Origin of the sequence: Atopomonas hussainii, from assembly GCF_900109735.1 — a bacterium.
Classification (GTDB): Bacteria; Pseudomonadota; Gammaproteobacteria; order Pseudomonadales; family Pseudomonadaceae; genus Atopomonas; species Atopomonas hussainii.
Window position 1 is genome coordinate 131,972 of the sequence record NZ_FOAS01000006.1, and the last position, 15,005, is coordinate 146,976.

A 15,005-nucleotide genomic window follows, 5' to 3' on the forward strand; every position below is an offset into this window, starting at 1 on the left:
GCATTAAATCAGCGTTTCCTTAGGGTGACGATTTAGCGTAAGGCAGGCGCTGCCCCATTAACACCCATCCACATCGCCAGATGCTCAGCCACGCTGGCACCTAAGCGTTTGGCGAAACGGTCAAACGGGGTTTCCTGCGGGGTGAAGTCGACGATGTTTTCTTCGCCAATCACTTCGCGCGCCACATAACTGGTGCCACCGAACTTATCGATTAAGCCCAGCTCTAAGGCTTGCTCGCCCGACCACACTAAACCTGAGAACAGCTCAGGATGCTCGTCGGCTTTCAAGCGCTCGCCACGGCCCTTCTTCACGCTGGCAATAAATTGCTGATGGGTGGTTTTCAGCACACTTTGCCAGAACTCGGTTTCGCTGTCTTTTTGCGGCTGGAACGGATCCAAGAAGGCCTTGTGCTCGCCCGAGGTGTACACGCGGCGCTCAACACCGACCTTGCCCATCGCCTCGACAAAGCCAAAGCTGGCCGCGGTCACGCCAATGGAGCCCACCAAGCTGGCCTTGTCGGCATAAATCTCATCCGCCGCACTGGCAATGTAATAAGCCCCGGAGGCGCCTAGGTCGGTAATTACTGCGTAAACCTTGATATCCGGGTGTTTTTCGCGCAGGCGCAAAATCTCATCAAACACATAACCGGACTGCACAGGACTACCACCGGGGCTATTGATGCGCAACACCACGCCTTTGGTGTTTTCATCCTCAAAGGCCGCGCGCAGGCCGCCAATAATATTGTCGGCGCTGGCCTCTTCCTGATCGGCGATCATGCCGCGCACTTCAATCACTGCCGTGTGCGGACCGGTTTTTGCCGAGCCGCCTTTAAGCCCCGCCATCGGCGAAAACAGCGCAATCGCGATGAACAAATAGGCGAAGGTCAAAAACTTAAAGAAAATGCCCCAGCGGCGCGCGCGCTTTTGCTCTTGCAAGCCCGCTAAAGCGACTTTTTCCAACAGCTGCCAAGCCTTGCCGTCATCCTTTGCGCCTGAGCTGCGGTTGGGCTGCTCATTCCATTCATCAGAGTGCATGTTCACTAGCCTTTTCGGTCTCAGTGGAGTGGTGAGTGAAGAAATTGCCAATCTCGGTAAATTGCTGCAAGAGGCCATCGGGCTGTTCAGCCAACAACACCGGCGCCGGCATGGCCCCGTAAGCGGCAGCAAAGGTGCGCACCCCGGCGTTTTTCCCCATGCGCAGGTCAAATACCGAATCGCCAACCATCGCCGCGTGCTCAGGCTTAACGCCGCAATAGGCCATTAGCTCATGCAGCATTAAGGGGTCTGGCTTGCTCGCGGTTTCATCGGCGCAGCGCGTGGCCACAAAGTAATCCGTCAGGCCTTTATTGCTCAGCACGCGATCCAAGCCACGGCGGCTTTTGCCGGTCGCCACGGTGAGCAGCACGCCCTGCTCGCGCAGCTGCTCCAGCATCTCAAACGCACCGTTAAAAAAAGCCGACGGCGAGGCTTCAAGCGCCATGTAATGATCGCTGTAGGCGTCTTTAAACGGCGCATAGCGACTATCGCCAAGCAGTTCCGGGTGCAGTTCACGGATTGCCTCAGGCAGGCCTAGGCCGATAATGCCGCGAATCGCCGCGTCATTCTGCGGCGCAATGCCCACATGGCGCGCGGCTACCTGCATGGACTCAACAATGCGCCCGATGGAATCCACCAAGGTTCCATCCCAGTCGAGCATCAGGAGTTTAATCGGCTCAGTCATCCTTGAGCTGCCCCATCACCGCATCCCACATCTCATCCACGGGCGCTTCGAGCTTCAGCTCAGTGCCATCGGGCAAGGTGATATTCAATGACACAGCGTGCAAGAACAGGCGCTTGCCACCCAAGTCGCGAATTTCTTTATCGAAGTTTTCTTCACCGTATTTCGCATCACCGGCAATCGGGCAACCGGCGTGTTTGGCGTGCACACGAATCTGGTGAGTACGCCCGGTAATCGGGCTGGCTTCCACCAACGTGGCGTAGCGACCAAAACGGCGCAGCATGCGGAACAGGGTCAGCGCTTCTTTACCTTCGGGATTGACCTCAACCATGCGCTCGCCGGAACGCAAGGTGTTCTTCAGTAGCGGCGCATGCACCTTGCGCGCACTGCTCGGCCACGAGCCACGCACTAAAGCCCAGTAGCGTTTATCTACCCCGCCCTCGGCACGCAGCGCCGCGTGCAAGTGACGCAACATGCTGCGCTTCTTGGCGATCATCAGCAGGCCCGAGGTATCGCGATCGAGGCGATGCACCAGCTCCAGCTCTTTGGCATCGGGGCGCAGCTGACGGAAGGCTTCGATCACCCCGAAGCTCAAGCCGCTGCCACCGTGCACGGCAATGCCGGCGGGCTTATTGACCACCAGCAGGCCTTTGTCTTCATAGACGATGGCTTGCTCAAGGCGCTCCAGCAAAGGCTGGGCGACCACGGGCGGGTCGTTAGGCTCGGGCAAGCGCATGGGCGGCACACGCACCACGTCACCGGCTTGCAGGCGATATTCGGGCTTAACGCGGCCTTTATTCACCCGCACCTCGCCCTTACGGAGAATGCGATAAATCAGGGTTTTCGGCGCACCTTTAAGCTGGGTACGCAGATAATTGTCGATACGCTGGCCGGCCAGTTCTTCAGGGACCTGAAGCATCTGCACCGACTGCGTGTTTTGCGGCTTTGAATTCATCGCGGCATGATACTTTTTTCTTGTAATTGAAGCACTTCCTATTAGCTGCTAAGCTGCCGGCACCCGCCAAAAGTGGGCATCCGCAGGTTTTGCACGGCAGTATTGATTGCCGCTCGTTTCAACCCGCGACGAAACACAGGGTCGTGGCTTCGATCCGCAGGAAAGCCGGCAACTGCCGAGATACCCGCTACCCAAGCCCCCAAAAGTAATGAAAAGCGCGCAGGTTTAACCTGCGATTGTTAACCGCTCCAATAAACCGTGAGTGGCACCCGATTCTCCAGGGTTTCGTGCAGGTGGAGATGCACAGCTGGCCTTTGCGTAGCACTCAAGCGTTGACGACGTGAGTTACTCCGTCCCGCTGGCCCGCTGATTCCTCCCCCTGACTGAGTGCTTCTGTACTGATTGATTTACAGAGAATCAGGAACGTAAGTCGCCGCAGCATTAAACGCGGCACGACAAAACGAGCAGCCTAGGCTGCTCTACGGCCTGACACGCGACCGTAAGGATCGTGTGTGCCGTCGCGGTTTCCGTGAGCCCGGAAACCTAACGGTAACGCATGAAAAGAATGCTCATTAACGCGACTCAGCCTGAAGAGTTGCGTGTTGCACTGGTAGATGGCCAGCGCTTGTTCGACCTCGACATCGAGTCGGGTGCGCGCGAACAAAAAAAGGCCAACATTTATAAAGGCCGCATCACCCGCGTCGAGCCCAGCCTTGAGGCTGCCTTCGTCGATTACGGCTCAGAACGTCACGGCTTCCTGCCGCTGAAAGAAATCTCCCGCGAATACTTCAAGAAGGGCGCTGAAAACAGCCGCAACATCAAAGAGCTGCTGAGCGAAGGCCAAGAAGTTATCGTCCAAGTCGAGAAAGAAGAACGTGGCAACAAGGGCGCTGCCCTGACCACCTTCATCTCGCTGGCCGGCCGCTACATGGTGCTGATGCCCAACAACCCGCGTGCCGGTGGCATCTCGCGCCGTATCGAAGGCGAAGAGCGCAACGAACTGCGTGAAGCGCTGAACGGCCTGAACACCCCCGCCGACATGGGCCTGATCGTACGCACCGCCGGTCTTGGTCGCTCGACCGAAGAGCTGCAGTGGGATTTGGACTACCTGATCCAACTCTGGCAAGCGATCAGCGAAGCCTCGACCCAACGCGCCGCGCCTTTCCTGATCTATCAGGAAAGCAACGTGATCATCCGCGCCATCCGCGACTACCTGCGTCAGGACATCGGCGAAGTGCTGGTCGACACCCACGCTGCTTACGAAGAAGCCTTGGCCTTCGTGCAGCAGGTGATGCCCAACTACCAGAACAAGATCAAGCTGTACCAAGACAGCGTGCCGCTGTTTAACCGCTTCCAGATCGAGAGCCAGATCGAATCGGCTTTCTCGCGTGAAGTGAAGCTGCCGTCTGGCGGCTCGCTGGTGATCGACCCGACTGAAGCCTTGGTGTCTATCGACATCAACTCGGCGCGCGCCACCAAAGGCGGCGACATCGAAGAAACTGCGCTGCAAACCAACCTGGAAGCAGCCGAAGAAATCGCTCGCCAACTGCGCCTGCGCGATATCGGCGGCCTGATCGTGATCGACTTTATCGACATGACGCCGGCGAAAAACCAGCGCGCCGTGGAAGACAAAGTGCGTGAAGCGCTGGAAGCCGACCGCGCTCGCGTACAGATCGGTCGCATCTCACGCTTTGGTCTGCTGGAGATGTCTCGCCAGCGTCTGCGTCCGTCGCTGCGTGAAACCAGCGGTGTGGTGTGCCCACGCTGTAACGGTCAGGGCACCATCCGCGATGTGGAATCGCTGTCGCTGGCAATCCTGCGCCTGATCGAAGAAGAAGCGCTGAAAGAACGCACCGCCGAAGTACGCGCCCACGTGCCGACGCAAGTGGCGGCCTTCTTGCTCAACGAGAAGCGCAACGCGATCACCCGCACCGAGCTGCGCACCAAAGTTCGCATCGTGATTCTGCCGAGCGATCACCTAGAAACGCCGCACTTCGAAGTGCAGCGCCTGCGTGATGACAGCCCAGAAGTGCAAACCAACCAGCTCAGCTACGAAATGGCTGACGTTGAGCACGAGCACCATCACGAAGCCCCGGCTGCAGCGACCCGCACACTGGTGCGTCAAGAAGCTGCTGTGAAGAGCTTGGCCCCAACCCGCACTGCTCCACCGGCACAGGCCAGCGAAGAAGAAGCACCTGCTGCGCCGGCAGTGGCTGAGCAGCCCAGCCTGTTCAAAGGTTTGATCAAGTCGCTGGTCGGCCTGTTCGCCCGCGAAGAAGAGCCCAAGGCCGAGCCAGAAGAGCAAAAGCCGAGCAAAGACAACCGTAACGAGCGTCGCCGCGAAGGCCGCAACAACCGTCGCAACCGTGACGAGCGCGGTGGTCGTAACCGTAAGCGTGGCGAACGCAGCGAGCGTAACGACAGCGAACCGCGCGAAAGCAAGCCGGCCAATGACGAAGTGAGCGAAGCCGAGCGTCAAGCCCGTCGCGAGCGCAACGAGCAACGTCGGGCCGAGCAACGCGCCCGTCGTGAAGCCGAGCGCGCTGAACGTGCCGAGCGTCGTGCCGAGCAGGCCAAGGCCGAGCAAGACAACGAGCGTGCCGAGCAAGCTGCAGACGATACGCAAAACAACGCGCAAGACGCTGACGACAACAACGATGACAACAACGAGCAGCAGCGCCCGCGCCGCCGTTCGCGTGGTCAGCGTCGTCGCAGCAACCGTCGTGAGCGTATGCGTGATGCCGGCTTAGACGAAGGTCAAGAAGACGACCAGCAAGACGCGCCAGCGGACAACAGCGAAGCTGCCGCGCCTGCCAAGGCAGAAACCACTGCCGAAGCGAACGTCGCGACCAAGGCTGACGCTGACGCACAAGCTAGCAACAACCAGCAGCAGCCTGAGCGCGCCCCGCGTGAACGCCGCGAGCGTCGTGAGCGCAAGCCACGCGAAGCGCAAGCGGACAACAACGAAGCCGCCGCACCTGTGGCCGCCGTCGCCGCTGAAGCGGTTGAAGCCACGGTTGAGGCTGTTAGCGATGCAGCACCGCAAGTTGCTGCGCAAGTGACTACTGAGCCTGCCGTTGCCGTTGCGGCACCTGCGGCTGAACCAGCAGCAGAAACGCCGAGCGAAGCGCCCAAAGCCGCTGAAGCCAGCGAGGCCGAGCAACCAACCAGCGCACCTGCTGCGGATGCTGACGCTGCGGCTACCGAAGCCGGTGGCCGTGCCGCCAACGACCCGCGCGAACGTCGCCGCCGTCGTTTAGAGGCCGAGCGTCAAGCCAAACTGGCCGCTGAAGCCGCTGCTGCGCCTGCGCCGCAAGCACAAGCTGAAGCAGCCAGCCCAGAGGCTAGCGAGCCCGCTGAAACCGCAGCAGAAACGGCAGTCGCCGCTGACGAAGCACCTGTTGCCTCGCCTGCCGTGGAAAGCGCAGCCGCTGCCAACGAGGCGTCTGCAACAGAAGCTCCGGCAGCTGAACAAGACGCCACCGAGGCAGAGGAAACGGCTAAGCCACAAGCTTAAGTCAGTCCAACGCTTCACCAACAAGCCGGCCTAGTGCCGGCTTGTTGCTTTTTACGCCTAAAGCGCAGCCATAACCGTACACCAGTGCGCGGGCTAAGCCGCGCCATCAAGCTAAGCTAGCTGCGGACACCTAATTGCAACAAAATTTGCAATTAAATAGCCACTAAACCGCGTGTTTGGTTATATGAAACAAGCGCCCTGCTTGTCAGCCTGCTTAGCTATGCCTACCCTGTGCCGATTACAAAACAATCAAACACGGAAGTCTCATGCGCCTTTTTCTTCGTTTAATCGTGCTGCTCTTAGTGCTGCTCGGCGTCGCAGTGGCCGTGCTGGTGCATTACATCAAGAATCCACACGTACCGGCTTATCAAACCCCTGACGAGGTGATTTACCTTGAACAGTGGGATGAACAAGCCCGACAGCTGTATTACTACACCCCGCAAGGCACCACGCTCAAAGGTTTGCGCTACGACTGGTTGGTCGCGCTAGAGCAACCATTCAACCAAAACGCCTTTATTGCCGCCGATAACCTCGGTCGCTACGGCCTGCTGTTTGACCCAGCGCAGCAACCCAGTGACAGCAACCCCGGCAACTTGCCCGTGGGGTTGGCTCGTCACCAAGATACCGACAGCGGCATCTGGTATGTGGATATCACCTGCGCGGCCTGCCATACCGGCGAACTGCGCTACCAAGGCACGGCCGTGCGCATTGATGGCGGCGCAGGTATGCACGCCTTGGCCTCGACAGTGCCTACCCTGAAGGGCGGCAGCTTCGGTCAAGCGCTCGGCGCCAGCATGGCGCTGACCTATTACAACCCAAGCAAGTTCAAGCGTTTTGCGGCAAAAGTATTGGGTGACAACAGCGCCAACAACAAGGCCTACAAGCGCCTACGTCGGGACTTTAAACAGGTATTGGATGCCTTCAGCGACACCGCCATCAACGACTGGCGCCGCGGTTTGTACCCCACCGAAGAAGGCCCCGGGCGTACCGATGCCTTTGGCCGCATCGCCAACACCGTGTTTGGCGACCGTATCGATGCGAAGAACTACCACATCGCCAATGCGCCGGTGAATTACCCGCACCTGTGGGACATCTGGAAGTTCGACTGGGTGCAGTGGAACGGCTCGGCCATGCAGCCCATGGCACGCAATATTGGCGAGGCCTTAGGGGTAGGCGCCAGCCTCACGCTGTTTAGCGATAGCGGCCAACCGGTGCCGATCAACGAGCGCTATGCCTCCAGCGTGCGCGTGCATGATATGTACGCCATCGAAGAAACCCTAAAAACCTTAAAGCCGCCGCGCTGGCCAGAAGCGCTGTTCGGCGCCATCGATTTCAAAATGGCCAGTAAGGGCCGTGCGCTGTTTGAAGAAAACTGCGCTTACTGCCATGCACCACGCCCGCAGCCGGTGGACAAACGCTTAGCCCCCAGCCGCGACCCAGAATGGAAGCTTCGCGTAGTACCCACCCGCATCATCGGCACCGACCCTAACACCGCCGACAACATTGCCGATCACCGCTTTGATGTGCGCCGCCTAGGCTGGACACGCGGCCAACTCAGCGATCAGGACGTGCGCTTAGTCGGCGATGGCACGCTGGGGGATGTCGATCTGGCTTCGGTGTCATCGGCCAAAGGCTTGGCCTATCTGACCGCTTATGTGGAAGACCGCGCCTACCGCGATGCCGGCATTAAAGGTGCCGATAAAGCCCGCATGGATGGCTTTGGTCTGCCGATTGGCGTGCGCGAGCTGCGCGGCTACAAGGCCCGCCCGCTGGATGGCATCTGGGCGACGCCGCCGTTCTTGCACAATGGCTCGGTGCCTAACCTGTTCCAGCTACTGTCGCCGGTTTCCGAGCGCGACACTAAATTCCACATTGGCAATTTAGAGTTCGACCCCAAGCAAGTCGGCTACCGCACCGAGGCCTTCGAGGGCAGCTTTGTGCTGGATACCGCGATCAGCGGCAACAGTAACCGCGGCCACGAGTTCCGCGACGGTTGCCGCCAAGGTGGCGTGATTGGCCGCTACTTGAGCCCGGTAGAACGCTGGGCGCTGATCGAGTACCTCAAGGTGCTCGGCCACAGCGATTTAGAGCAACAACTCACCCCTGTTCCCGCCAAGCCCTGGACGCCCGGCCCAGACTGTGACGCACTGATTTCACGCCAAGAGGCCAACTGATCATGCTCAAGCGTTTATTCACCAAACTGCTGCGCTTTGTCTTCAAGCTGCTGTTATTGCTGGTTGCCCTTGGCTTACTCGGCTGGGGCGTAGCTGAGCTGTATTACCGCATCGCGTGGCAGGGCCCAGTATCGACCGAAGAAGAAATCCCTGTAGGCGAAGCGGCGATGACGCAAAAAATCATCGCCGATGCCATCACCATTGTGGAAACCCACAAAGACAACACCCGCATCATGCGCGACGCACACGCCAAAGCGCACGGCTGTGTGCGGGCCGATGTCAGCGTGCGTGAAGACTTGCCGGAAAACTTACAGCACGGCGTGTTTGCTAAGCCCGGCCAGCAGTATCCGGCGTGGGTGCGTTTTTCTAACGGCAACGCCTACCCGCAATTTGACAGCATGCGCGACGCGCGCGGCATGGCTATCAAGCTGATGAACGTCGAAGGCAAAAAGCTGCTGCCCAGCGAAGCCGATGCACAAACGCAAGACTTGGTGATGTTCAACCAGCCGCTGTTTTTTGTCAGCGACGTGGCGGAATACCAAAGCAACTTTGCCGCGCAGGCCGAAGGCAAAAAGGTGCAAGCCTTCTTCCCCAGCTGGGACCCACGCACCTGGCAATTCCGCCATCTGTTGATTGGTTTACAAACCCTTGCGCCGCCGCCGGAGTCGCCCTTTAGCGCGCAGTACTTCTCCATCGCACCGTTTAAATACGGTCCGCACAACAGCAAATACCGCACGGTACCGGCACCGGAGCAGTGCCCTGACTATGCGCAACCAACACTGAACCAAAACCTGCCGAACTTCTTACGCTCGGCCATGTATCAGCAGTTAAGCGTCGACCGCGTACCGGCCTGTTTTGCCATTCAGGTGCAACTGCAAGACGCCGAGAAATACATGCCGCTGGAAGACACCAGCATCGAGTGGCGTGAAGAAGACTCGCCGTTTGTCACCGTGGCGCATTTGAAGATCGAGCCGCAGGACTTCGATACCCCAGAGCAGAACCTGTTCTGCGACAACCTGTCGTTTACCCCGTGGCACAGCATTGAAGAGCACCGCCCGCTGGGTGGCATTAACCGCTTGCGTCGCGCGGTGTATGAAGCCGTCAGCGTGTATCGTCACGAACGCAACGGCGCCCCGCGCCAAGAGCCCACTGCCGACACGCAGCCGCTAACCGGCGACCTTGGCCCGCAGCAACCTGACACCAACGAGCAAGGTGAATAATCGCCAGCCATAAAACAACAAGGCGCCCTAGGGCGCCTTGTTGTTTTAGCCACTCACGTTTTAGCCGTTTAACGCCTCACGCAGCTGCGCTGCACGCAGGCGCACATCGGCCATCACCTTGGCACGCCCCAAAGGCACAAAGCGCACCACGGTGCGCCAGAGTAGCGCTAAGGTGTCGCCCGGCTCGCGGGCAATCTGGTGCATGTGGCAATGCGGTACATGCTGATTGGCCGCCGGGCCGTCATTGAGCAACCAGTTAATCCCCTGCTGCCCCCAGCCGAGCTTACGCTGCGCCTGCATCACCCGTTGCGAAAGCGTGAACATCGCCTCACGCACCGCTTCAGGCGCCAAGTGCAGGTAGGGATAATGCTCGCGGCTGACCACTAACACATGTCCCGGCCGCAGCGGGTAAATATCCATTAGCACCAAGCAGTGCTCATCCTCATACAGCAGCTCTGCCGGTAACTCTCCGGCGGCAATGGCACAAAACACACAATTCATTGCCCGCTCCTACGCAGCATCAAGGTCGGCGCGCCGGCCTCATCCAGCTCAAGGCGCGTAGGGCTTACGCCTTCGGCCAGCAAAGCGTCATACCAAGCTTGCGCACCCGGCCCTTGCACGGTTAAGCGCAAAACAAAATCGCGGCGCAAGGTGTTTTGCAGGGCGCCTAGCCACGGTTGTTGCGGCTCAGCCGGCCACTGCGCCAAGTTCACGCTGCCCAGCTCTTTTAATTGCAGCAGCAAGGTGCCGGCATCCGGCGCCAGCACGCCCAGCGGCTGTGCGGGGAAGAACTCATCCATATGCAGATACACACGGCGATTGCCACGCGTGATGCTGTACAGCACCAAGACGCGATCACGGCCATCGAGGCTGCCACGCAGCACCGCAAAGCGCTGGCCGTCATCCGGCCCGTAGAGCCGTGCGTTATCCAGCACGCTATTAGCAATCAGGTTGCTCGCGCCACAGCGGCGCCCTTTGCAGGCGTACAGCAAGCTATAGCCCTGATCGAGCCACTGTTGCTCAGCATGCAAAAACGCCTCATCGGCGCTATGCCCGGTGGGAATCTGCCAACTTAACCGCTGCAAGGTGCCTTCGGCTTGTACGGTGCGATCGGCCCGTAACTGCCCACTGATGCGCTGCGGGGCACTTAAATACACAGTGTAATCGGCCGGCGCAGCGGGGCTATGGGCACGTAAGTCAGCCCGCGGAAACGGCGCAAAGCCCTGCACCAGCGGCGTCTCTGCCAAGGCCAGCAGCGGCATTAAACCGGCACACACAGCGGCCACTAGGCCACGGATAAAGCTCATGAAAGCTCCTTAGCGGGTCAGCATGGATTGCGCCGTTTGCACCAGTTTTTCGCTTTCTTTAGCGCGTTCCGGCACGGCTAAACCGCGCTGCACCGCTGGGCGCTCGGCCATGCGTTGCATCCACGCTTGCAGGCCAGTTAAACCATCGACACTCACCCCGGCCCATTCATGCACACGCACCCACGGGTAGGTGGCGATATCGGCAATGCTGTAATCACCGGCCAAGAAATCCACGCGTTGCAGACGGCTATCGAGCACTTCGTACAAGCGCCGGGTTTCGTTTTGGTAGCGCGCAATCGCCGAGGGAATCTTCTCGTCAAAATAACGGAAGAACACATTGGCTTGGCCTTGCATAGGGCCAACCCCGCCCATTTGGAACATCAGCCACTGGATAACCTGCGAGCGCCCTTGGACATCTGCCGGCAGCAGCTGGCCGGTTTTTTCCGCCAGATAGAGCAAGATGGCACCGGACTCAAACACAGCAAAATCGCCGGCATCGCGATCAATAATCGCCGGAATACGGCCATTGGGGTTGATCTTCAGGTAGTCCGGGGCTTTTTGTTCTTTCTTGTTAAAGTCCAGCGGGTGGACGCGGTACTCAAGGCCCAACTCTTCTAGCGCGATAGAGACTTTATGGCCATTGGGGGTTGCTGCGGTGTAGAGCTCAATCATGCCAACCTCAGAACAAGAACAGTGCCCTGAGGCTGGCGCGCAGCCTAAGACAAGTCAAGGCAATGACTCGTTTTTCGCAAGAAATTTGAGCATTTGCTCGACCACCAACTGACCACCTTCGGCGCTGTCTAAATGCAAATGATGGCCGCCGGGCAAGTTGTGATGCTCGATGTGCGTACCGGCTAACACAGTTTCTAGCTGCTGTTTTAACGGCGTGAGCAACATGCCTTGCTCGGCCAACAACAACAGCGTGGGCGCCTCAATGCGCTGCACAAACGCCAAGGCATGCGCGCGGCTTAAGCGCAGCGGCGACGGCAAGGTTAAGCGCGCATCGCTACGCCAAGTAAAGCCGCCTTCTACTGCCTCTAGACCACGCTCACAGAGGTGCTCGGCAGCCTCATAGGTGATCGAGCCCACCCCTTGCATACGCGCCTTCACAGCCAGCTCGCGCTCCGGGTACACCGGCTTACGTTTGCCGCCTAAGGCCTCTTGCGCGCGGAGGAAGTCGGCCAGTTTTTGTGGTGCTTCGTCGGCCTCGGCGGTGTATGGCAACAGCCCGTCGATCAGCAGCAAACGCTGCACACGCTCAGGCAAACTGGCGCTTAACAACACGCCGATGATGCCGCCCATGGAATGCCCAGCCAAAGTGAACTGGGTAAAGCCCAAACGGTCGGCCGCTAGCAACACATCGCTGACGTAATCCCACAGCCAATAACCGCAGCCGACGGCGCGATGATCCGACAAACCGTGCCCGGGCAAGTCCAGCGCCACCACGTAGTAACCTGCCGCAGCGAGCTGCGGCGCGACATGCACAAAAGTCGCCGAGTTATCCAACCAGCCATGCAGCAGCAAGATTGGCGGTAGCTCAGGATTGCCCCAGGCTTGCGCCGCGAGGGTTAAGTGGCCCAAGTCCAGACGTAACTGCTCAGCCGGCATGGGCAACCTCCACGGTATGGCGATGCATTTCTTGCAGAATTAACTCGGCGGTGGCCAGCGGCTGCTCCAGCGGGAACATATGCCCGCCTGGCATGCTCCGCACCGCACCGCGCTTAAGGCCTTTAGCAGCACGCAAGTGATGTGGCATGACCACCCGGCTTTGCCGGCCGCGCACCACCGTCAGCGGCACTTGCAGGCTATTGAGCGGCGCCGGCTGGGTATGCGGCACATGGCGGAAAATAGCGATTTCCTTGTCAGGGTCGAACGACAAGCGCAGGCCTTGCTGGTCGGCGACAAAGCCGTGATCGACATAGTCACTTAAACACTGCGGATCGAAGTGGCGGAACAAGGTTTTACCCGCGAAATAATCCCGCGCATTAGCAGCATCGTCGAACACCGCTTTACGCCCTAAGGTACGCCCCGCCGGGGTAATGCGATCTATAAAGCCCATGCGCTTAGCGGCCCGAATCACCCATTGATCAATGGTGCCCAGTAGCGGCGAGTCCAGCATCACCAAGCCCCGATAGCGTTCGGGCTCGCGCAGCGCGGCATGCAAGTGCAGTACACCGCCCAGCGAGTGACCTACCCCCCACACCGGCTCAGGCTGCTGGCACAGATGAAACAGCAGCTCATCCACTAGGCTGGCCCAGTTTTCATCCACCGGAAAGCGCGCATCGTGCCCGTGCATCGGCAGCGAGTGAACATCATGCACTGCGCTGAGCGGCGTCAGCAGCTTGCTGTAGGTCGCCGTGGGAAAACCATTGGCATGAGTAAAGAAGATGGACTGGCGCATGCGGCACTCGAAATCAAACAACTGTTTGTTTTTGATAGCGCATGCGCGGCTTGATCACAATCAAACTTTTGATTACACGCCAAAAACGCCGCAACGATGGCGGATTTAGCACCACCACTGCGCGTTAAGCGTGCCGATTAACTGTCGCTACGCACACGCCGCACAGCGTCTTGCCAGCCGGCGTAAAGATCGTCGCGACGGGCTTCGGCCAGCTGCGGCTGGAAACTGCGCTGGCAGTGCCACTGGGTGGCAATCTCGTCGAGACTGGCGTAAATACCAGCCTTAAGCCCGGCCATATAGGCCACACCCAGCGCCGTGGTTTCGGTGACCTCTGGGCGCTCTACGCTAACGCCTAAGATGTCGGTCAAGAACTGCATCACCCAGTTATTCACCACCATGCCGCCATCGACCCGCAGGGCACTGGGCGCCGCACTGCCGTCCGCTTTCATCGCTTCCAGTAAGTCGCGGGTTTGGTAGCACACCGACTGCAAACCCGCGGTGACGATTTCTTTGATGCCGGTATCGCGGGTTAGGCCAAAAATGGCGCCACGCGCTTTCGGGTCCCAATACGGTGCGCCAAGGCCGGTGAAAGCGGGCACCAGATACACGCCGCAATTTTCGCCGGTCGCCTCGGCCATGGCTTCGGTGTCTTTGGCATGGCTAATCAGCTGAATACCATCGCGCAGCCATTGCACGGCGGCACCCGCGACAAAAATGCTGCCCTCCACGGCATAGGTGACTTGGCCGTTTAGGCGGTAACCCACGGTGGTGAGTAGGCGGTTTTGCGAGCGTACCGGCGTGCTACCGGTGTTCATCACCATAAAACAGCCGGTGCCGTAGGTGCTTTTCACCATGCCGGGGGCAAAACAGGCTTGGCCAAGCAGTGCCGCTTGTTGATCACCCGCCATGCCGAGCACAGGAATGGGTGCGCCAAGCAACTCGGCATCACACACGCCGAAGTCGGCGGCGCAATCTTCTACCTGTGGTAACAGGCTGGCGGGAATCTCAAACAGTTTCAGCAGTTCGTCATCCCAGCACTGCTCATGGATGTTAAACAGCAATGTACGCGAGGCATTGGTGGCATCGGTTTTATGCGACTTGCCGCCGGTTAAGCGCCACAGCAAAAAGCTATCCACGGTGCCAAAGCGCAGTTCGCCTTTTTCGGCGCGCTCACGAGCACCGGGCACAGTGTGCAAAATCCAGCGCAGCTTGGTGGCCGAGAAGTACGGATCAATCAGCAAGCCGGTCTTGTCACTCACACGGCTTTCGTGGCCGGCGGCTTTTAGCTCGGCGCAGTAGTCGGCGGTGCGACGGTCTTGCCAAACAATTGCCGGGTGAATCAGCTTGCCGCTTTGCGCATCCCACACCAAGGTGGTTTCGCGTTGGTTGGTGATGCCGATAGCCGCCACTTGCTCGGCGCCAATACCGGCATTGGCCAGTGCTTCGCGGCAGACTTTTAACGTGGTGAGCCAGACTTCTTCGCCGTCATGCTCTACCCAGCCATCCTGCGGAAAGTACTGCTTAAACTCCTGTTGCGCCCTGGCCACAGGTAAACCTTGCGGACTAAACACTATCGCGCGGCTAGACGTGGTGCCCTGATCGATGGCAAGCAAATAACGGCCCATAACATGCTCCTGATGAGGTCTTGGCTAGCTGTGGCGCATGGCCCACGCTGCCCTTTGTTGTGTTTATTCGCAGTGGTGTTTATTCGCAGG

Annotated in this window: 12 protein-coding genes; 3 read left to right on the forward strand and 9 right to left on the reverse strand. The window is 59.1% G+C overall.

Translation table 11 applies throughout. The features are described 5' to 3' along the window. Positions 1-32: 32 nt before the first annotated feature. From BMX80_RS07395 to rluC, 3 genes are read right to left on the reverse strand one after another with little or no spacing between them, the layout of a single operon-like run. The gene (locus BMX80_RS07395; RefSeq protein ID WP_074866902.1) at positions 33-1,034 is read right to left on the reverse strand and encodes a S49 family peptidase; all 1,002 of its coding nucleotides are present in this window, start codon (positions 1,032-1,034) and stop codon (positions 33-35) included. Next, complete coding sequence (locus BMX80_RS07400; protein ID WP_074866905.1) at positions 1,024-1,719, reverse strand: HAD-IA family hydrolase; 696 nt, start codon at positions 1,717-1,719, stop codon at positions 1,024-1,026. Before BMX80_RS07400 ends, BMX80_RS07395 begins: the two co-directional genes overlap by 11 nt. After that, positions 1,712-2,671: a 23S rRNA pseudouridine(955/2504/2580) synthase RluC gene (gene rluC / locus BMX80_RS07405; RefSeq protein ID WP_074866908.1), complete on the reverse strand. Its 960-nt coding sequence runs from the start codon at positions 2,669-2,671 to the stop codon at positions 1,712-1,714. Before rluC ends, BMX80_RS07400 begins: the two co-directional genes overlap by 8 nt. A 556-nt stretch (positions 2,672-3,227) precedes the next feature. On the opposite strand from rluC, the gene rne reads away from it, so the two are divergent. From rne to BMX80_RS07420, 3 genes are all read left to right on the forward strand, one after another. After that, positions 3,228-6,188: a ribonuclease E gene (rne, locus tag BMX80_RS07410; protein ID WP_074866911.1), complete on the forward strand. Its 2,961-nt coding sequence runs from the start codon at positions 3,228-3,230 to the stop codon at positions 6,186-6,188. Between the two features lie 266 nt (positions 6,189-6,454). After that, positions 6,455-8,362 (forward strand): di-heme-cytochrome C peroxidase, encoded by a 1,908-nt coding sequence (locus tag BMX80_RS07415; RefSeq protein ID WP_074866913.1) that lies wholly within the window; start codon positions 6,455-6,457, stop codon positions 8,360-8,362. A 2-nt stretch (positions 8,363-8,364) separates the two neighbouring features. Next, entirely contained in the window at positions 8,365-9,582 is a 1,218-nt protein-coding gene (locus BMX80_RS07420) for a catalase family protein (protein ID WP_074866915.1), read from the forward strand. Positions 9,583-9,642: 60 nt separating this feature from the next. On the opposite strand, the gene BMX80_RS07425 is transcribed toward BMX80_RS07420, so the two are convergent. The 6 genes from BMX80_RS07425 to glpK form a co-directional block, all read right to left on the reverse strand. Further along, entirely contained in the window at positions 9,643-10,083 is a 441-nt protein-coding gene (locus BMX80_RS07425) for an HIT family protein (protein ID WP_074866917.1), read from the reverse strand. Next, positions 10,080-10,889 carry a DUF4892 domain-containing protein gene (locus BMX80_RS07430; RefSeq protein WP_074866919.1) on the reverse strand — a complete coding sequence of 270 codons (810 nt, stop codon included), beginning with the start codon at positions 10,887-10,889 and terminating at the stop codon, positions 10,080-10,082. The genes BMX80_RS07425 and BMX80_RS07430 overlap by 4 nt, the downstream gene beginning before the upstream one ends. A 9-nt stretch (positions 10,890-10,898) precedes the next feature. Then, complete coding sequence (locus tag BMX80_RS07435; RefSeq protein ID WP_074866921.1) at positions 10,899-11,561, reverse strand: glutathione S-transferase family protein; 663 nt, start codon at positions 11,559-11,561, stop codon at positions 10,899-10,901. Positions 11,562-11,615: 54 nt separating this feature from the next. Beyond that, a complete protein-coding gene (locus tag BMX80_RS07440; RefSeq protein WP_083394273.1) occupies positions 11,616-12,503 on the reverse strand; it encodes an alpha/beta fold hydrolase in 888 nt (295 codons plus the stop codon). Next, positions 12,487-13,290, reverse strand: a complete 804-nt coding sequence (locus BMX80_RS07445) for an alpha/beta fold hydrolase (protein WP_074866924.1) — start codon at positions 13,288-13,290, stop codon at positions 12,487-12,489. The genes BMX80_RS07440 and BMX80_RS07445 overlap by 17 nt, the downstream gene beginning before the upstream one ends. A gap of 137 nt (positions 13,291-13,427) precedes the next feature. Further along, entirely contained in the window at positions 13,428-14,915 is a 1,488-nt protein-coding gene (glpK, locus tag BMX80_RS07450; RefSeq protein WP_074866927.1) for a glycerol kinase GlpK, read from the reverse strand. Between the last annotated feature and the right edge of the window lie 90 nt (positions 14,916-15,005).